The sequence below is a fragment of the Micromonospora alfalfae genome (genome assembly GCF_022230925.1).
In the GTDB taxonomy this organism is placed as follows: Bacteria; Actinomycetota; Actinomycetes; order Mycobacteriales; family Micromonosporaceae; genus Micromonospora; species Micromonospora alfalfae.
On record NZ_JAKKFH010000001.1, the window covers coordinates 294999 to 313857 of the forward strand.

An 18859-nucleotide genomic window follows, 5' to 3' on the forward strand; every position below is an offset into this window, starting at 1 on the left:
ACACCCCCCACCTTCGGGCATACCCGTACCAGGGACGGCGTCGACGCGCCGTCCCTGGTCGAGAGCACACCGCCGGCTCAGGCGCTCGCGGCCACACCGCCGGCTCAGGCGCTCGCGGCGACGGCGAGTGGGGCGGGAGCACCGAGCACATCGGAGAGCAGTTGCGCGCACCACTGAAGCAGCGCCTGGTCACGCAGCGGCTCGCCGCCGATCCGACGGGTGGTCGGTCGGGGCACGCTGACCTGGTCGGTGGCCTGCTTGTAGACGGCATCCGGGTGGTAGCGCTTGAGCCGCAACTGCTTCGAGTCCGGTAGCGGCAGCGGACCGAACCGTACGTGCTTGCCTTGCATCGACACGTCGCTCAGGCCGTAGCGGCGGGCCAGCAGACGGAACCGGGCCACCTCCACCAGGTTCTGCACCGGGGCGGGCGGCTCGCCGTACCGGTCGGTCATCTCGGCGATCACCTCGCCCAGCCGCTCCTCGTCGCGCGCCTCGGCGAGCTTGCGGTACATCTCCAGGCGCAGCCGCTCCACGCTCACATAGTCGTGCGGCAGGTGCGCGTCGACCGGCAGGTCGATCTTGACGTCGGTCTCCTCCTCCGGCCGCTCACCCTTGAACGCGGAGACCGCCTCGCCGACCATCCGCACGTACAGGTCGAAACCGACGCCCTCGATGTGCCCGGACTGCTCGCCACCGAGCAGGTTGCCGGCGCCCCGGATCTCCAGGTCCTTCATCGCCACGTACATGCCGGCACCCAACTCGGTGTGCTGGGCGATGGTCGCCAACCGCTCGTGGGCGTGCTCGGTGAGCGGCTTCTCCGGCGGGTAGAGGAAGTAGGCGTACGCCCGCTCCCGGCCCCGGCCGACCCGGCCCCGGATCTGGTGCAACTGGGCCAGGCCGAGCAGGTCGGCCCGCTCCACGATCAGCGTGTTGGCGTTCGGGATGTCGATGCCCGACTCGACGATCGTGGTGCAGACCAGGACGTCGAACTCCTTCTCCCAGAAGCCGACCATGACCTTCTCCAGGGCGTCCTCGCCCATCTGGCCGTGCGCCACAGCGACCCGCGCCTCGGGCACCAGCTCCCGCAGCCGCCGTGCCGCCCGGTCGATCGACTCGACCCGGTTGTGCAGGTAGAAGACCTGCCCGTCGCGGAGCAGCTCACGGTGGATGGACGCGGCCACCTGACGGTCGTCCTGCGCGCCGACGAAGGTGAGCACCGGGTGCCGCTCCTCCGGTGGGGTGGCGATGGTGGACATCTCCCGGATGCCGGTGATCGCCATCTCCAGGGTGCGCGGGATCGGGGTGGCCGACATGCTGAGCACGTCGACCGACGCGCGCAGCGTCTTCAGGTGTTCCTTGTGCTCGACACCGAAGCGCTGCTCCTCGTCGACGATCACCAGACCCAGCTGCTTGAAGCGGGTCGCCGTCTGCAACAGCCGGTGCGTACCGATGACGATGTCGACGGTGCCGTCGGCGACCATCTCCAGCGTCCGCTCGGTCTCCTTCGCCGTCTGGAACCGGGACAGCTGCCGGATCTGGACCGGGAACTGGCTCATCCGCTCGGCGAACGTGTTGTAGTGCTGCTGAACCAGCAGGGTGGTCGGCACCAGCACCGCCACCTGCTTGCCGTCCTGTACCGCCTTGAACGCCGCCCGGACCGCGATCTCGGTCTTGCCGTAGCCGACGTCACCGCAGATCAGCCGGTCCATCGGGACGGTCTGCTCCATGTCCCGCTTGACCTCGTCGATAGCGGCGAGCTGGTCCGGCGTCTCCTGCCAGGGGAAGGCGTCCTCCAGCTCCCGCTGCCACGGGGTGTCCGGGCCGAACGAGTGCCCCTTGGACGCCTTGCGGGCGGCGTAGAGCTGGATGAGCTGCGCGGCGATCTCCCGGACCGCCTTACGGGCCCGGGCCTTGGACTTCTGCCAGTCCGAGCCACCCATCTTGTGCAGGGTGGGCTGCTCGCCGCCCACGTAGCGGGAGAGCTGGTCGAGCTGGTCGGTCGGGACGAACAACCGGTCGCCGGGCTGGCCCCGCTTGCTGGCCGCGTACTCGATGACGAGGTATTCCCGGCTGGCGCCGTTGACGGTGCGCTGCACCAGCTCCACGTAGCGGCCGATGCCGTGCTGCTCGTGCACCACGAAGTCGCCGGCCTTGAGCTCCAGCGGGTCGATGGTGTTGCGCCGGCGGCTCGGCATCTTGCGCATGTCCCGCGTCGAGGTGCCCCGACCGCCCGTCACGTCGTTGCCGGTGAGCAGCACGAAACGGGACGCCTCGTCGACGAACCCGCTGCTCAGCGCACCGCAGGTGACCACCAGCTCGCCGGGGACGGGCGCGGTCGGCACCTCCTCGACCAACCGGGCGCCCAGGCCGGCGTCGCGCAGCACCTCCACCGCCCGCTGGGCGGGGCCGTGCCCCTCGAAGACCAGCGCGATCGACCAACCCTCGCCGGCCCAACGCTTGAGGTCCTCGACCACCCGCGAGGTCTCGCCGTGGTAGAGCGGCGCCGGTTGGGCGGACAGGGTCACCGCGATGGCGTCGTCCGGAGTGACGGCGGCCTGCTCGGGCGCGTCCTCCCACGGCTGCCGAGTCTCGGCGGTCTCCCCCTCGACAAGGCCGAACGGGGACAGCGTCCACCACGGCTGGCCGAGCCTGCCCGCGGCGGCGCGTACCTCGCCGAGGGTGCGGAAGGCGGCGGCGCCAACGTCCACCGGGGCCTGGCCGCCGACCGCGGCGGCGGCCCAGCTGGCCTGCAAGAACTCCTCCGACGTACGTACCAGGTCGTGCGCCCGCGTGCGGATCCGCTCCGGGTCGCAGAGCAGGACGTGGGTGCCGGCCGGCATGGCGTCCAGCAGCAGCTCCAGCGAGTCGGGGCCGACCAGCACCGGGGCCAGCGACTCCATCCCCTCCACCGGGATGCCCTCGGCCAGCTTGTCGAGGATCTCGGCCAGCTCGGGGTGCTGCTCGGCGAGCGCGGCGGCCCGGTCGCGGACCGCCGGGGTGAGCAGCAGCTCGCGGCAGGGCGGTGCCCAGAGCAGCGGAACCTGCTCGATGGTCCGCTGGTCGGCGACGGCGAAGGTGCGGATCTCCTCCACCTCGTCGCCCCAGAACTCGACACGCGACGGGTGCTCGTCGGTGGGCGGGAAGACGTCCAGGATGCCGCCACGCACCGCGAACTCGCCGCGCTTGGTGACCAGGTCGACCCTGGCGTAGGCCATGTCGATCAGCCGGCGGGCGACCTCTTCCAGGTCGGCCTCCTCGCCGGCGGCGAGCTGCACCGGCTCCAGATCGCCGAGCCCCTTGAGCTGCGGCTGGAGCAGGGAACGGACCGGGGCCACCACCACTCGCAGTGGCCCGGTGCCGCCGTGCGCGTCGGTCGCCTCCGGGTGCGCCAGCCGGCGCAGCACTGCCAGCCGCCGGCCGACGGTGTCGGAGCGGGGGGACAGCCGCTCGTGCGGCAGCGTCTCCCAGGAGGGGAAGACCACCACCTGCTCGGCCGGCAGCAACCCGCCCAGCGCGGCGGCGAGGTCGTCAGCCTCCCGGGTGGTGGCGGTCACCGCCAGCACCGGTCGCCCGGCGCCCTCGTTGTCGGCGGCGACCGCCGCGACGGCGAACGGGCGCAGGGCCGCCGGGGCGGTGATGTCGAGGCCGTCGACCTGGGCGGCACCGGAGCGCGCCAGGTCACGCGCCCGGGTCAGCCCGGGGTCGGCCAGGGCGGCGGTGAACAGACCGGTGAGCAAGGGAAACCTTTCGGGGAGTCGACGCACACGACGGCGGCCCCTCGTCCAGCCGGACGGGGGGGCGCGACAACAAGCCTAGCCCCGTCGACCGACAGCCACCCCCTTCCGCCCAGGTCCGCGCCGCGCGCCGTGTCCCCGCAGGCCACCCCTCGTTCCAAGATCCGCGCAACTTCCCGGAGATTGCCGCGTCCGGGGCGCGGGAGGCGGCAGTTCTCGATGTTGTGCGGATCTTGTCGGTGCCGCACTGTCGACCGCGCCGGAGCGCGCCGACAGGTGACCGGGCGGGGCGATCCGTCCCGCTGCCGCCTCGCGCGGCGGACACACCGAGCAAGGTCGTCCTCGATCCAGGATGTAGTGGTCTCGAAGCCGGCAGACCGCACTCTTTCCTGGATCGAGCACGATCTTGGCCGATCGGAGGGCGCGGACCGCTGCCCCGCCGATGGGGGCCGGCACGGGCACCTTTCGGTCCGCGCCTTCGCCGTCGTCGACCCCTGACGCCTGCCGCACCGCTGGTCTCTGCCGCGCCTCGGGGGCGGCGAGCTGGTTCCACCCTGGGGTCTGCAAATCGGGCCATAGGCTAACAACGTGGACGAAGAATCGCGCGGCACGGCTCGCGACTGGGCGCCGCGCAGCATCGGACTGCTCCTCGGCACCCTCGTACTGGCCACGGCGTTCATCGCTGCCTACGTCGGCGCGTTGCACCAGCCCACACCCCGCGACCTGCCGATCGGCGTCGTCTCCGGCGACCAACGCGCCCAGGCGACGCTCGACGCCGTGCGCGGCCAGACCACCATCCTCAAACCCATCGGGTACGACGACCCGACCGCCGCCGAGGACGGGCTGCTCAGCCGCGCGGTGTACGCAGTACTCAGCACCGGAGAAGACAACGGCCTGCTCCTCACCGTGGCGAGCGCCTCCGGCCCCTCCGCCACCAGCGCGATAAAGGAGGTCCTGGGCACCGCCACCACCCGCACCGGGACCCCGCTCCGGATCGTCGACGAGGTTCCGGTCACCCCGGCCGACACGCGCGGGGTGGTGCCCTTCTACCTGAATGTCGGGTACGTGCTCGGCGGCTACCTCGCCTCGACGGTGCTCGGGATATCCGCCGGCACCACCCCCCGTACGGCGCGACGGGCCGGACTGCGCGTCGCCGCCCTGGCGGTCTACAGCGTGCTGCTCGGCATCGCCGGCGCGGTGGTGGTCGGACCCGTGCTGGACATCTGGCACCACGACGTACCGACGATCGCCGCCATCGGGGCGCTGGCCGTCTTCGCCGCAGCCATGTTCGCCAGCGCCATTCAGGGCTGGCTCGGCGTCGCGGGCACCGCGCTGGTCATCCTGCTGTTGGTGGTGCTCGGCAACCCGGGCTCCGGTGGCATCTACGCGCCCGAGTTCCTGCCCGGGGTGCTGCGCGGCATGCACCGCTGGAACATCCCCGGGCTCGCCAACGACCTGACCAAGGCCGCTGTGTACTTCGACTGGCGGTCGGCCGGCTGGCCGGCTTCCGCCCTCGGGATCTGGGCGGTGCTCGGAGGGCTCGGACTGGTCAGCGCGAGCCTGGTCCGGGGTCGCCGGGCCGCCCCCTCCGGCCCCGCAACGACCCGCTCGGGCCCCTCGCCGGACCGCGACGGTGGTTGAGATCACCCCGGAAAACACCCTCCTGAGGGCAGTGGATCACCAGGGGGCCCTCCAGACATCCCCTGCGCGCGGATACCATCCAGTAAGTCGGACAGCGCTGTCCTTCGTATCCACGTAAGGGAGCGCATCGTGACCGACCAGCACGACCACGACGGCCCGGACGCCGCACTGCGCGCCGACATTCGCCGACTCGGCACCCTCCTCGGCCAGACCCTGGCCCGCCAGGAGGGTCGCCCGCTGCTCGACCTCGTCGAGGAGATCCGCGCCCAGGTCCGCTCCGACGCCCCGGCGGCCGCCCAGCGCCTCGGCGGGCTCGACGTGACCACCGGCACCAAGCTGGCTCGCGCCTTCTCCACCTACTTCCACCTGGCCAACATCACCGAGCAGGTGCACCGGGCGCGGGATCTGCGCCGCCGCCGCGCGGTGCAGGGCGGCTGGCTGGACCAGGCCGCCAAGATGATCGCCGAGCGCGGGGTGCCGGCCGAGGAGATCGCCAACGCGGCTCGCCGGCTGGCGGTGCGACCGGTCTTCACCGCGCACCCGACCGAGGCGGCTCGTCGCTCGATCCTGTCCAAGTTGCGGGCGATCGCCGACGAGCTGGACACCGAGACCGCCAACGCGATCCTCTACGGCGCCAGCGACGAGGGCCCGGCCAACCGCCGGCTGGCCGAGTTGCTGGACCTGATGTGGCAGACCGACGAGCTGCGGCTCGACCGGCCGGACCCGACCGACGAGGCCCGCAACGCCATCTACTACCTGCGCGACCTGTACGCCGAGGCTGCCCCGCAGGTGCTCGACGACCTGGCCGACACGTTGCGCACCCTCGGTGTGGAGACCTCACCGACGGCCCGGCCGCTGAGCTTCGGCACCTGGATCGGCGGCGACCGCGACGGCAACCCGTTCGTCACCCCGGCGGTCACCCGTGAGGTGCTGACCATCCAGCACGAGCACGGCATCGCGGCCACCGAGAAGGCGATGGACCACCTGATCAACGAGGTCTCGGTGTCCCGCCGACTCCGCGGGGTCTCCCTGGACCTCTCCGCCAGCCTCGCCGCCGACCTGGACGCGCTGCCCGAGGTGGCGCAGCGCTTCCGCCGGGTCAACGCGGAGGAGCCGTACCGGCTCAAGGCACGCTGCGTGAAGGCGAAGCTCGCCAACACCCGGCTGAGGTTGCGCCAGGGCACCGCGCACGTACCGGGCCGTGACTACCAGGGCTCCGCCGAACTGATCGCCGACCTGGACCTGCTGCGCGCCTCGCTGGCCCGCAACTCCGGGCAGCTCACAGCGGTCGGCCGGCTGGCCTCCACCATCCGTACGGTCTCCGCGTTCGGCCTGCACCTGGCCACCATGGACGTCCGGGAGCACGCCGAGGCGCACCACGCGGTGCTCGCGCAGCTCTACGAGGCGGTCGGCGAGGTCTCCGACTACCCGGCGCTGACCCGGCTGGAACGCACCAAGCTGCTCGCCGACGAGCTGACCGGTCGGCGCCCGCTGTCGACTGTGGACACGTCGCTGTCCGAGTCGGCCCGCAAGACGTTCGACGTGTTCAGCACCATCCGGGAGGCACAGGACCGGTTCGGTGCCGAGGTGATCGAGTCGTACATCATCTCGATGACCCTGGGTGTCGACGACGTGCTGGCCGCCGTGGTGCTGGCCCGCGAGGCCGGCCTGGTGGACGTGCACAGCGGGCGGGCCCGGATCGGGTTCGTCCCGCTCCTGGAGACCCCGGCCGAGCTGAACTCCGGCGGCGAACTCCTCGACGAGCTGCTGTCGCTGCCCGCGTACCGGGCGCTGGTGACGGCCCGGGGTGACGTGCAGGAGGTCATGCTCGGCTACTCCGACTCGAACAAGGAGGCCGGGATCACCACCAGCCAGTGGTCGATCCACCGGGCGCAGCGCGCGCTGCGCGACGTGGCCGCCCGGCACGGTGTGCACCTGCGGCTCTTCCACGGCCGGGGCGGCACGGTCGGGCGCGGCGGCGGGCCGACGCACGAGGCGATCCTGGCGCAGCCGTACGGCACCATGGACGGCGCGATCAAGGTGACCGAGCAGGGCGAGGTGATCTCCGACAAGTACACACTGCCCTCGCTGGCCCGGGAGAACCTGGAGCTCACCCTCGCCGCGGTGCTCCAGGCGACCCTGCTGCACACCGCGCCCCGGCAGCCGGCCGAGATGTTGGAGCGCTGGGACGCGACGATGGACGTGGTCTCCGAGTCGGCGTTCCGGTCCTACCGGTCGCTGGTCGAGGACCCGGACCTGCCCGCGTACTTCTGGGCGTCCACCCCCACCGAGCTGCTCGGCGCGCTGAACATCGGCTCCCGGCCGGCGAAGCGCCCGAACACCGGCGCCGGGCTGTCCGGGCTGCGGGCCATCCCGTGGGTGTTCGGCTGGACGCAGACCCGGCAGATCGTGCCGGGCTGGTTCGGCGTCGGCTCCGGGCTGGCCGCCGCCCGCGAGGCCGGTCTGGCGGACGTGCTGGCCGAGATGCACCGCAACTGGCACTTCTTCCGCACGTTCCTGTCGAACGTCGAGATGATGTTGACCAAGACCGACCTGAGCATCGCCCGCAGGTACGTCGAGACGCTGGTGCCGAAGAAGCTGCACCCGATCTTCGAGCAGATCGAGCAGGAGTACGAGCTGACCAAGCGGGAGGTGCTGGCGGTGACCGCCTCACCGGCCCTGCTGGAGAACTCGCCGGTGCTCCAGCGCACCCTGGCCGTCCGCGACACCTACCTGGAGCCGCTGCACCATCTCCAGGTAGCGCTGCTGCGGCAGTACCGGGAGTCGGGCGCCGCCGGGCGGGCGATCGCCACCGCACCGGGCGGCCGACGGGCGCCGAGCGACGGCACCGCCCTGGAACGCGCGCTGCTCACCACTGTGAACGGCATCGCGGCCGGGATGCGCAACACCGGCTGATCGACAGGTACGGAAAACGGGCCCCGGTCGCTGCGACCGGGGCCCGTTTCCGTAGCTCTGAACGACTGTCAGAAGTCGCCGCCGCCGAAATCGCCACCGCCGAAATCGCCACCGCCGAAGCCGCCGCCACCGAAGTCGCCGCCACCGAAGTCACCACCGGCGTAGTCGCCGCCGCCGAAGTCCCCACCCTGGTCGCCGCCGCCGAAGTCGCCGCCCTGGTCGCCACCGTCGCCGCCTTGGTCGACACCGTCACCGAAGCCCTCCTGGTAGCCGGCGTCGTAGCCGTACCCGGGGTCGGCGAAGGCGGGCGAGAAGAGCGCGTCGGCGATCAGGATGCCGCCGAGCACACCGGCGCCGGCACCCAGTGCCGTCTTCCACCAGGGCGTCGAATACCAACCGGCGGGCACCGGTCGGCCCTGATAACGCCCACCGGGGTAGTAGTAGGGCGTTTCCCGGCCGGGTTGCGGCCCGGCCCGGAAGGTCTGCCCCTGCACATCGACCTCACGTTCCCTGGTGAGCTGTCCCACGCCGCGGGCCGCGGCCAGGGTGGGCAGCTCGGGGCCCGGATCGATGCCCAGCGCCGTGCGCGCCGCCCGGATGTACGCCAGACCCTCCAACGCGGTCTCCCGGGCCAGCCCGAACTGGTGCGGCGTGGACGCCTGCTCCAGCTGGGAGCCCGCCGCGTTGTACCGCTCACCGGCGTCGGCCAGCGCCTGGCGAACCGCCGGGTCGTCGCCGTGCAGGTTCATCAACTGGCCACCGAGGCGCTCGTACCACCGCTGCGCCTCCGCGCGGGCGTCGCCGAGCTCGGTGCGCCGACGGGCACCGGCCTGAGCGCGGACGAGCGCGGCGGCGCCCAACGCGCCGACCAGCACAACGGCGAGGCAGAGCACAAGTTCCATGTCATCGAACGTACCCCCGGGTCGCACGTCGTATCCGTCTGGCAAGCTCCGGTGATGGACGTCTCGACGCTGCTCCTGGTGATCGTGTGCCTCGGCGCGGGCGGGGCGGTGGGCTGGCTCGCGGCCCGGTCCCGGTCGGCCGCCGACATCGCCCGCCTGGATGCCACACTGGCCGCCACCCGGGAGGGCGAGGGTCGACTGGAGCAGTCCATGCGGGCGTTGAGCTACGAGGCCACCGCACAGTCCCAGGAGGCGGTGGCTCGGGCGGTCGCGCCGCTGCACGACACCCTGCGCCGTTACGAGCAGCGGGTGGCCGAGCTGGAGCACGACCGCGTCGACGCGTACGCCGAGCTGCGTGAGCAGGTCCGCTCGATGAACGCGGTCTCCGGTGAGCTGCGCACCGAGACCAAGCAGTTGGTGGCGGCGCTGCGCGCACCGCAGGTGCGGGGCCGCTGGGGCGAGCACCAGTTGCGCCGGATCGTCGAGGCTGCCGGCATGCTGGAGCACTGCGACTTCTCCGAGCAGGTCACCGCCGCCACCGACCAGCAGGTCGTCCGACCGGATCTGGTGGTTCGCCTGCACGGTGGTCGCTCGGTGGTGGTGGACGCCAAGGCCCCGTTCGACGCGTACCTGACAGCCATGGAGGCCCGCGACGAGCGCGGCCGGGACACCCACCTCGACGCGCACGCGCGGCATCTGCGGGGGCACGTCGACGCCCTGGCCGCCAAGTCCTACTGGTCGGCGTTCGACAACTCGCCCGAGTTCGTGGTGCTGTTCGTCCCGGCCGACCCGTTCCTCGACGTCGCGCTCCAGCGAGACCCGACGCTGCTGGAGCACGCCTTCACCCGCAACGTGGTGCTGGCCACGCCGGCCACGCTGGTCGCCCTGCTCCGCACTGTGGCCTATTCCTGGCGGCAGGAGGCACTGGCCCGCAACGCGCTCGCCGTGCACACCCTCGCCCGGGAGTTGTACGGCCGGCTCTCCACCCTCGGCGACCACGTGGGCAAGCTCGGGTCCTCGCTGGCCGGTGCGGTGACCGCCTACAACCGGGCGGTCGGCTCGCTGGAGGCCCGGGTGCTGGTCAGCGCCCGCAAGCTCGCCGAGTTGGGTGTCTCTGACGACGAGTTGGCCACGCCGGCGCAGGTCGAGTTGACACCCCGGCAGCCGCAGGCCCCCGAGCTGGCCGATCCGGCAGCCGACGAGGTCTCCACCCGCTCTCCATCCATGTGACAGTGCGTATACCCGCATGTCACGAACTGGTCACAAGGGACTGACCAGTAGTGACAGTGCTCGGCGGTAGCACGAAAGATTCTGCTCACCACAGCGCCCTTCTCTGATGGGCCCTGTTCTCTGGAGGTAAAGAGAACGTGAGCAGACTCCGAAACCTGAGCCGGCGCACCTCAGCCGCGCTCTTCGCGTCGGTCCTGGCGGCGAGCGCCATGACGACAATGGGTGGTGCCGCCACAGCGGCCGCCGCTCCCGCCGCCACACCGGACGCTTCCCCGGCCACCGCCGCCGAGACGCTGGGCGCCCACGACGCCAAACTGCTCAGCGAGGCCCGCGCCAAGAAGGCCCCGACCGTCACGTTGATCGTCGCCACCGAGAAGGGTGAGGCGGGGGACGTCGCCGACAGCCTCACCAAGCTCGGCGGCACTGTCAGCCAGCGGCAGGACCGGGTCGGCTTCGTGCTGGCCAAGGTCCCGACCGACCGGGTCCTCAAGGCGGCGCGGCTGCCCGGCGTCTCGGCCGTCGACCTGGACGAGGTCATCCAACTGCCGGACCCGGCCCCGGAGCGCACCGCCACCGGCACCGCCGGCGCGCGGCCGGCCACCGTCGGGGCGCCGGGAGAGACCACCCCGGCTGACAACCCCTACATGCCGACGAACGAGACCGGCGCTGTGGCGTTCACCGCGGCCCACCCCGAGTGGGACGGCAGGGGCGTCACGATCGGCATCATGGACTCCGGTGTGGACCTGGCCCACCCGGCGTTGCAGCAGACCACCACCGGCGAGCGCAAGATCGTCGACTGGGTCACCGCTACCGATCCGCTCGAGGACGGCTCGTGGCGGCGGATGCAGGCCGAGGTCGCCGGCCCGTCGTTCACCATCGCCGGCGGCACCTGGACGGCGCCGGCCGGCACGTACCGGTTCAACCTGTTCAGCGAGTCGGTCACCACCGCGAGCGACGCTCGGGGTGACGTCAACCGCGACGGCGACACGACCGACACCTGGGGTGTGCTCTTCGACCCGGCCACCAACAACATCCGGGTGGACGCCAACCAGAACCTCAACTTCACCGACGACCCGGTCATGCGGCCGTACAAGGAGAAGTACGACATCGGCTACTTCGGTACCGACAACCCGGCGACCCCGGTCGCCGAGCGGCAGCCGTTCGTGGTCGAGTTCCGCAAGAACGTGGACACCACGCCGATCGGGCTGCCTGGCACCTACGACTACGTCAACATCGGCATCGTCGAGAGCACCCACGGCACCCACGTCGCCGGCATCACCGCCGCCAACGACATGCTCGGCAACGGAGCCTTCGACGGCGCCGCGCCCGGCGCGAAGCTGGTTTCCGCCCGCGCCTGCTCCTGGGGTGGCGGCTGCAGCGCGGCGGCCCTCACCGTCGGCATGATCGACCTGGTGGCCAACCGCGGCGTCGACATCGTCAACATGTCGATCGGTGGTCTTCCGGGCCTGAACGACGGCAACAACGCGCGGACGAACCTCTACAACGAACTGATCGAGACGTACGGCGTGCAGTTGGTCATCTCGGCCGGCAACTCCGGCCCGGGTCTCAACACCGTCGGCGACCCGTCGGTGGCCAGCAACGTGATCAGCGTTGCCGCCAACATCAGCAAGGACACCTGGCTGGCCAACTACGGCTCGGTCGTCAAGAAGAAGAACGCCCTGTTCAACTTCTCCTCCCGTGGCCCGCGCGAGGACGGCGGCTTCAAGCCGAACATCGCCGCCCCCGGATCGGCCATCTCCACCGCACCGACCTGGCAGCTCGGAGCCCCGGTCCCCGAGGCCGGATACGCGCTGCCCCCGGGCTACGCGATGCTGAACGGCACCTCGATGGCGTCACCGCAGACCGCCGGTGCCGGCGCGTTGCTGCTGTCGGCCGCCAAGGCCACCGACCGGGGCGTCAGCCCGGCGGCACTGCGGCGGGCGCTGTTCAGCTCCGCCAAGCCGATCGCGGACGTGCCGACGTACGCGCAGGGCTACGGCATGGTCAACGTTCCGGGCGCGTGGCAGCTGCTGCGCCAGGGCGTCGAAACCCGGTCGTACGTCTCCGACGCGCCGGTCTGCAGCCCCCTGGCGGAGCAGTTGACCATCTGGAACGGTGTGAAGTTCGTGCCGAACCCGGGTCGGGGCACCGGCGTCTACAACCGCTGCACCTCGTCCGAGGGCGGCCACAAGGTCGGCCAGAGCAAGACGTACCCGGTCAAGCTCACCCGCACCAGCGGCCCGGCCGGCACCATCAGGCACACCATCACGCTCCAGGGCAACGACGGCACCTTCAAGGCGCCGAAGAGCGTCGCGCTGCCGCTCAACAAGCCCGTCACCATCAGCGTCACCGCCAAGCCGGCCACCGAGGGCGCGCACGGCGCGATCGTGCGGATCGACGACCCGACCACCAACGTGGTCGACTTCGAGGTGTCCACAGTGGTGGTGGCGTCGAACGACGTGAAGAAGCCCAACTTCTCGTACGCCAACGAGGGCTCGGTCGACCGCAACGGCTTCACGTCGTACTTCGTGACGGTGCCCGAGGGCGCCAAGGCACTCCAGGTGAACCTCTCCGGAATCGCCACCGGTTCACAGACCCGGTTCATCGCGATCAACCCGCTGGGTGTGCCGGTGGAGGCCACCACCAGCACCGTCTGCTACACCAACTTCTCCGACGTGAACGTCTGCAAGCCGCAGGAGCGTGACTACCAGAACCCGCTTCCCGGGGTCTGGGAGATCGAGGTGGAGTCGCGGCGGACGTCCCCGACGCTGAACAACCCGTTCAAGCTCCAGGCGCGGGTGCAGGGCCTGACTGTCGAGCCGGCGCTGGTCGAGCTGCCCAGTGTCGAGGCCGGCGAGCCGACCCCGGTGAGCTGGAAGGTCACCAACGCCTTCGGTCCGGTCTCGGTCAGCGGCCGCAGCGGCGCGCTGACCGGTGTGCGGACCGAGCGTCCGACCATCACCGAGGGCGGTCCCAACCAGGAGTGGACCGTCGAGATCCCGGCGGGTACGTCGACGTTCACCGCCCGGATCGGCAACCCCGCCAGCGCGGGCGCCGACCTGGACCTGTTCGTCTATCGGGGTACCACCGAGGTCGGCCGGGCCGCGGACGGCGACTCGGAGGAGGCGGTCACGCTGACCAACCCGGCCGCCGGCACCTACCGAGTCGTGGTGGAGCCGTACGGGGTTGACGGGCCGGGGACCAGCACCGCCTACGACTACTACGACGCGTTCGCGTCCGCGTCGCTGGGCACGATCACCGCTTCGGCCGTCGCGGTGCCGCTGATGCACGGCGAGTCCGCCACCATCACCGGCACGGTGACCGCGGTGGCCGTTCCGGCCGACGGACGTCAGCTCTCCGGTGAACTGGCGATCGTCACCAGCGAGGGTGCGATCGTGGGGCGCGGCAACGTGTCCATCGGTGCCGTGAACTGATCCGCTCGTAACACCGGCAGGAGCCCGTCCCCACGTTCGGGGGCGGGCTCCCGCATGTCACTGGTGCAAGGTCAGGACCGGTGGGCGGCCGTCACGACGAACGGGGTGCCCTGCTGACAGGTGGTCATCATGCCGGGCTCCACCCGACCGGTGACCTCGACCCGGGCACCCGGCGTCAGCACCTCACGCGGGCCGCCGAGCAGCAGGTAACCGTCGAGCAGTACGCAGCCGGGCTCCACACCGCCCTGCACGGTGCCGCTCAGTGTGGTGGCTCCGACGCCCGGCGGCGTGCTCGGGCCGCCCGGTTTCGGAGTTTTCAACCCGGGCGGCACGGACCGGGTGCCGGTCTCCGGCGAGGGCGTCGGGTCGGGCGTGGGCTGGCTGGTCACCGGCTGCGCTCCCGTCGGGGTCGGGCTGGGTGTGCCGCCCCCGACGCCCTGGCCGCCGCAGGCGCTCAGCGCCACGCAGACGGCCAGCGCGGGGACGGCGAGCCGAAGAGTCCTCATGCCGAATCTGACGTACGCCGACCCGAGTTCGTTCCCGCGCTTCAGCCGCGCGCCGCTGCGGCCTTCATGTCCCGCCTCAGCTCCTGCGGAAGCGAGAACGTGAGCCGCTCGTTGGCGGTGGTGATCTCCTCGACGTCGGCGAAGCCGCGGGCGGCGAGGTGGACCAGCACCTCCTGGACCAGGTCGTCCGGGACGCTCGCGCCCGAGGTCAGGCCGACCGTGGTGGCCCCTTCCAGCCAGGCGTCGTCGATCTCGTGCGCGAAGTCGACAAGGTGACCGGCGCGGGCGCCGGCGTCCAGGGCGACCTCGACCAGGCGGACCGAGTTGGAGGAGTTCGTCGAGCCGACCACGATCACCACGTCACAGTCGGCGGCGATCTCCTTGACCACGTGCTGGCGGTTGGAGGTGGCGTAGCAGATGTCGTCGCTGGGCGGGGACTGCAACAGCGGCAGCCGCTGCTTGAGGCGGGCCACCGTCTCCAGCGTCTCGTCGACCGAGAGCGTGGTCTGGGAGAGCCAGACCACCTTCTCCGGATCACGTACGGTGATCTTGTCGGCGTCGTCCGGGCCGTCCACCAGCTGGATGTGCGCGGGGGCCTCCCCGGCGGTGCCGATGACCTCTTCGTGCCCCTCGTGGCCGATGAGCAGAATGTCGTAGTCCTCGGCCGCGAAACGCCGCGCCTCGTGGTGCACCTTGGTGACCAGCGGACAGGTCGCGTCGATCGCCTTCAGCGAACGCGCCTTGGCCTGCTCGTAGACCTCCGGCGCCACACCGTGCGCGGAGAAGATGACGGTGGCGCCCTCCGGCACCTCCTCGTTCTCCTCCACGAAGATGGCGCCCTGGGCCTCCAGGGTCTGCACCACGTGCTTGTTGTGCACGATCTGCTTGCGCACGTAGATCGGGGCGCCGTAGAGCTTCAGCGCCTCCTCCACGGTCTGCACCGCGCGGTCGACACCAGCGCAGTAGCCGCGGGGCTTGGCCAGGAGCACGCGCTTGCCGGTCCGGTGAGTCGCCTGAGCCTCAGTCACCACCCCATCGTACGTGCCACTCCTCCCCCCGCCACCGGGCCGCAACTCCACCCCCGTTCCGCGTTGATCATGAAGTTGTTGCCCCGACACGCCGGCACGGAGGGCAATAACTTCATGATCGACGGCCCAGATGGGGTGGGTCGTAGGGTGGGCGGGTGACTGACGGTGGGGGGCGGGTGGGCGGCGGCGGGGCCAGCAGCGCTGAGGAGCCCTGGCCGGTACGGGTGGTCAGCCAGAAGGTGGGGGCCTGGATCGCCAAGCTGGGCTGGGTATGGGTGGACGGGCAGGTGGCGCAGATCAGCCGCCGCCCCGGGGCCAGCACCGTCTTCCTCACCCTGCGTGACCCATCGGCCGACCTGAGCCTGACCGTCACCACCAACCGGGACGTCCTGGACTCCGGCGCGCCGGAGCTACGCGAGGGCGCACGTGTGGTGCTGCACGCCAAGCCCGAGTTCTACGCCGCCCGGGGCACGCTGAGCCTGCGGGCCGACGAAATCCGTCAGGTGGGGCTCGGGGAGCTGCTGGCCCGACTGGAGAAGCTCAAGAAGCTTCTCGCGGCCGAAGGGCTCTTCGACCGCGCCCGCAAGCGTCGACTGCCGTTCCTGCCCGGCCGGATCGGGCTCATCACCGGCCGCGCCTCGGCGGCGGAGCGGGACGTGCTGACAAATGCCCGACGGCGCTGGCCGGCGGTGGAGTTCCGGACCGTCAACGTGGCCGTGCAGGGCCCGTCCGCGGTGCCGCAGATCGTCGACGCGCTCAAGGTGCTGGACGCCGACCCGAGCATCGAGGTGATCATCATCGCCCGGGGTGGCGGCGGCATCGAGGATCTGCTGCCCTTCTCCGACGAGGCGCTCTGCCGGGCGGTGTTCGGCTGTCGTACGCCGGTGGTCAGCGCGATCGGTCACGAGACGGACGCGCCCTTGATCGATTACGTCGCCGACGTCCGCGCCTCCACCCCGACCGACGCGGCGAAGCGGGTCGTCCCCGACCTCACCGAGGAGGTACGTCTCATCGGCCAGGCCCGGCACCGCCTCGAACGGGCGGTGCGCAACCTGGTCGACAGGGAGACGCACCGGCTCGACGGGCTGCGTTCCCGGCCGGTGCTGGCCCGGCCGCAGGTGATGGTGGAGCATCGGGCGACCGAGCTGACCGCGTTGCGTCAGCGGGCGGGCCGCTGCCTGGAGCACCGGCTCGGGGCCGCGGAGGATGACCTGCGGCACACCCTGGCGCGGCTGCGCGCCCTCTCCCCCGCTGCCACCCTCGACCGGGGGTACGCGATCGTGCAGCGCGCGGACGGCCACGTGGTCCGCGCGGCGGCGGAGGTCGGCAAGGGCGACCCCCTGCGGGTACGACTGGCCGACGGCGAGCTGGCCGCCACCGTCGATGGCTGAGTGGCGACGCGGCGCGGTGGGGAGTGATGTGCTGAGATGAACGCGATGACTGATGACACGAAGGCCGGGCCGGACGAGCGGCTCAGTTACGAGCAGGCCCGCGCCGAGCTGGCCTCGGTGGTGGAGCGGCTGGAGGCCGGCGGCACGTCCCTGGAGGAGTCGCTGGCGCTCTGGGAGCGCGGCGAGGCGCTGGCGGTGATCTGTCAACGCTGGCTGGATGGTGCGCGGGCGCGGATCGACGCCGCCCGGCAGGAGCCCGCTTCCTGACCGACCGCCGGTGGGGCGGCCGGAGCCGCCCCACAGCGGTACGTCAGTTGAACAAGCTGTACAGCTCGGCCGGCGCCTCGACGACCTGGTCCGCCGGCGGCTTCTGCGCGGCGGTGGCCGCACCGTAGTCGGAGTAGGTCATCTTGATCTCCTGGGCGGCGGTCTGTCCGGCGGCCGGCAACTGCAGCACCAACTCGCTGAGCCGACCCTGCGGGTCCACCTTCGCGGTGAACGGGACGGTCTTCGCCTGGGTGCCCAGCGCGGCGATCGTGGCGGCGTTCAACGAGCCCGCCTCGGCGGCCTTTGTGACGTCGATGGTGCCGGCGTACGCGCCGGTGCCGGTGCTGCGGACCTCGGTGATGCCCTGGGTGAGCACCGCGCTACCGGCCGGGTCGACCTTCTCGAAATCGAAGCCGAGGTTGCGGTTGCCCTTGATCCGGTTCTGGTCCAGGTGCTGGTACTTGCCGAGGTTGAGCTGCTTGATCGCGGGCAGGCTGTCGGCGGTGGGGCCGGTCAGCTCCAGCTTGACCCAGCTGTCCGGCTTGAAGTGGACCACGTCGAGCTTCATCGCCAGGTCGGACGAGGGGCCACCGATCGCGATCTTCATCGCCGCGCTCTGGCTCGGCTGGTGCACCAGCCCTTCCGCCGTCGAGCCGGCACCGGCCAGGCTGAACCGGAAGTTCCCGTTGCTGATCTCCTTGGTGGAGTCGAGCAGGGCCTGCTTGGCGTCGCCCGCCACCGGGGCACCGGACGCGCTCGCCGTGCCGGACGCACTCACCGTCGGGGACGGCGTCGATCCGGTCGTGCCTGTTCCGCTGGCGCAGGCAGCCAGTGCGGGCGTGATCAGAGCGGCGGCTACCAGGCCGGCGCCGAGTCGTCGAACAGTCATACGTGTCTCCCAAGGGGGTCACCCGACGACCTGGACGGCGCCGGAAACTCCGGGCGACGCAGCAGCACCGTCGGCTGCGTCGCGCGACCCGGACCGAGCAGCGCGCCCGGGTCACTCCCTCCTTGTTCCCTGTCGACGCGTCGGACAATCACCCTTCGGGCCTGTTGCCCAGATTCGGCGCCAGCGGGCCATCCCACCGGGTCCGGTCAGCGCAGCGAGCCGGCCAGTTCGCGGAGTTCGTTGTCCCGGGCGTCGCCGACGACGATCACCGTGCGGGTCGGCTCCAGCAGGACCAGCGCCTGCTGGTTCCCCCGGGCCGTGTAGAGCTGCCAGGCGCGCCCGGCCAGCTCGGTGGGGCCCTGCGGCTGGGCCTGACTGGTCAGCTCGGCGGGGAGCAGACGGTCCGCCGGGACGCTGCTCTGCAGCAGTTGGACGCCCCGCCCCTCCGGCGTGAGGTAGCCGAGTCGCAGGTTCGCACCGCCCTCGACGGTCTGGTAGCGGGCGGTGACCGTCTTCCAGTCGGCACCGAGCCCCTGCGGCTGACTCACCGGAAAGACGTTCGCCGAACGTGCCTGCTCGATGGCGGGCGCCGGATCGACGGTGGTGGCCTGGTCGCCGCCGAGGAATCCCCGGTAGAACGCCAGCAGCAGCGCGATCGGGACGAGCAGCACCAGCAGCGAGATCGCCATGTCCTTCGGCGACCGCTCGGACTTGCCGGACACCGCCGGCGGCGGTGGGGTCGGGTCGGTCGCGGCGGGCTCACCACCGCGCCCGGCGGGGACGTCGGCCGGCGGCTGACCGTCGGGCGGCGGCTGACCGTCGGGCGGCGGCTGACCGTCGGGCGGCGTGCGGTCGGCGGGTACGCGGTCGGCTGGCTGTGCGGGTTCCACCCGTCCATCTTCGCAGCCGCCCGACCGGCGG

At 71.5% G+C, this 18859-nt stretch carries 12 protein-coding genes; 6 read left to right on the forward strand and 6 right to left on the reverse strand.

All coding sequences use genetic code 11. The features are described 5' to 3' along the window. Positions 1 to 104: 104 nt before the first annotated feature. Positions 105 to 3737: a transcription-repair coupling factor gene (gene mfd / locus MED01_RS01365; RefSeq protein WP_238666685.1), complete on the reverse strand. Its 3633-nt coding sequence runs from the start codon at positions 3735 to 3737 to the stop codon at positions 105 to 107. A 585-nt stretch (positions 3738 to 4322) separates the two neighbouring features. Between mfd and MED01_RS01370 the strand changes: the two genes are divergently transcribed. Together MED01_RS01370 and ppc are read left to right on the forward strand one after the other, a co-directional pair. Then, the gene (locus MED01_RS01370) at positions 4323 to 5375 is read left to right on the forward strand and encodes a YhgE/Pip domain-containing protein (protein WP_238666686.1); all 1053 of its coding nucleotides are present in this window, start codon (positions 4323 to 4325) and stop codon (positions 5373 to 5375) included. Between the two features lie 129 nt (positions 5376 to 5504). Continuing rightward, a complete protein-coding gene (gene ppc / locus MED01_RS01375) occupies positions 5505 to 8291 on the forward strand; it encodes a phosphoenolpyruvate carboxylase (protein WP_238666687.1) in 2787 nt (928 codons plus the stop codon). Between the two features lie 68 nt (positions 8292 to 8359). On the opposite strand, the gene MED01_RS01380 is transcribed toward ppc, so the two are convergent. Beyond that, positions 8360 to 9193: a hypothetical protein gene (locus tag MED01_RS01380; RefSeq protein ID WP_238666688.1), complete on the reverse strand. Its 834-nt coding sequence runs from the start codon at positions 9191 to 9193 to the stop codon at positions 8360 to 8362. Between the two features lie 54 nt (positions 9194 to 9247). Between MED01_RS01380 and MED01_RS01385 the strand changes: the two genes are divergently transcribed. Beyond that, entirely contained in the window at positions 9248 to 10423 is a 1176-nt protein-coding gene (locus tag MED01_RS01385) for a DNA recombination protein RmuC (protein ID WP_238666689.1), read from the forward strand. Positions 10424 to 10560: 137 nt separating this feature from the next. Then, positions 10561 to 13857: a S8 family serine peptidase gene (locus MED01_RS01390; protein ID WP_238666690.1), complete on the forward strand. Its 3297-nt coding sequence runs from the start codon at positions 10561 to 10563 to the stop codon at positions 13855 to 13857. Between the two features lie 71 nt (positions 13858 to 13928). On the opposite strand, the gene MED01_RS01395 is transcribed toward MED01_RS01390, so the two are convergent. Next, the gene (locus MED01_RS01395) at positions 13929 to 14363 is read right to left on the reverse strand and encodes a hypothetical protein (RefSeq protein ID WP_238666691.1); all 435 of its coding nucleotides are present in this window, start codon (positions 14361 to 14363) and stop codon (positions 13929 to 13931) included. A 41-nt stretch (positions 14364 to 14404) separates the two neighbouring features. Continuing rightward, a complete protein-coding gene (locus MED01_RS01400) occupies positions 14405 to 15391 on the reverse strand; it encodes a 4-hydroxy-3-methylbut-2-enyl diphosphate reductase (RefSeq protein ID WP_238666692.1) in 987 nt (328 codons plus the stop codon). A gap of 155 nt (positions 15392 to 15546) precedes the next feature. Here MED01_RS01400 and xseA point away from each other — a divergent pair, with 155 nt between their 5' ends. Together xseA and MED01_RS01410 are read left to right on the forward strand one after the other, a co-directional pair. Next, complete coding sequence (xseA, locus tag MED01_RS01405) at positions 15547 to 16782, forward strand: exodeoxyribonuclease VII large subunit (RefSeq protein WP_238666693.1); 1236 nt, start codon at positions 15547 to 15549, stop codon at positions 16780 to 16782. Between the two features lie 45 nt (positions 16783 to 16827). Then, the gene (locus MED01_RS01410; RefSeq protein WP_030328827.1) at positions 16828 to 17049 is read left to right on the forward strand and encodes an exodeoxyribonuclease VII small subunit; all 222 of its coding nucleotides are present in this window, start codon (positions 16828 to 16830) and stop codon (positions 17047 to 17049) included. Between the two features lie 43 nt (positions 17050 to 17092). On the opposite strand, the gene MED01_RS01415 is transcribed toward MED01_RS01410, so the two are convergent. Both MED01_RS01415 and MED01_RS01420 read right to left on the reverse strand, forming a co-directional pair. Further along, entirely contained in the window at positions 17093 to 17938 is an 846-nt protein-coding gene (locus MED01_RS01415) for a hypothetical protein (protein ID WP_238666694.1), read from the reverse strand. Positions 17939 to 18144: 206 nt separating this feature from the next. Continuing rightward, complete coding sequence (locus tag MED01_RS01420) at positions 18145 to 18828, reverse strand: DUF4245 domain-containing protein (protein ID WP_238666695.1); 684 nt, start codon at positions 18826 to 18828, stop codon at positions 18145 to 18147. Positions 18829 to 18859: the final 31 nt, after the last annotated feature.

Bases quoted from the DNA above. Each gene is read 5' to 3' on its own strand.
- MED01_RS01395 (WP_238666691.1), bottom strand. From the start codon at position 14,363: ATGAGGACTCTTCGGCTCGCCGTCCCCGCGCTGGCCGTCTGCGTGGCG.
- MED01_RS01410 (WP_030328827.1), top strand. From the start codon at position 16,828: ATGACTGATGACACGAAGGCCGGGCCGGACGAGCGGCTCAGTTACGAG.
- MED01_RS01385 (WP_238666689.1), top strand. From the start codon at position 9,248: ATGGACGTCTCGACGCTGCTCCTGGTGATCGTGTGCCTCGGCGCGGGC.
- MED01_RS01380 (WP_238666688.1), bottom strand. From the start codon at position 9,193: ATGGAACTTGTGCTCTGCCTCGCCGTTGTGCTGGTCGGCGCGTTGGGC.
- MED01_RS01415 (WP_238666694.1), bottom strand. From the start codon at position 17,938: ATGACTGTTCGACGACTCGGCGCCGGCCTGGTAGCCGCCGCTCTGATC.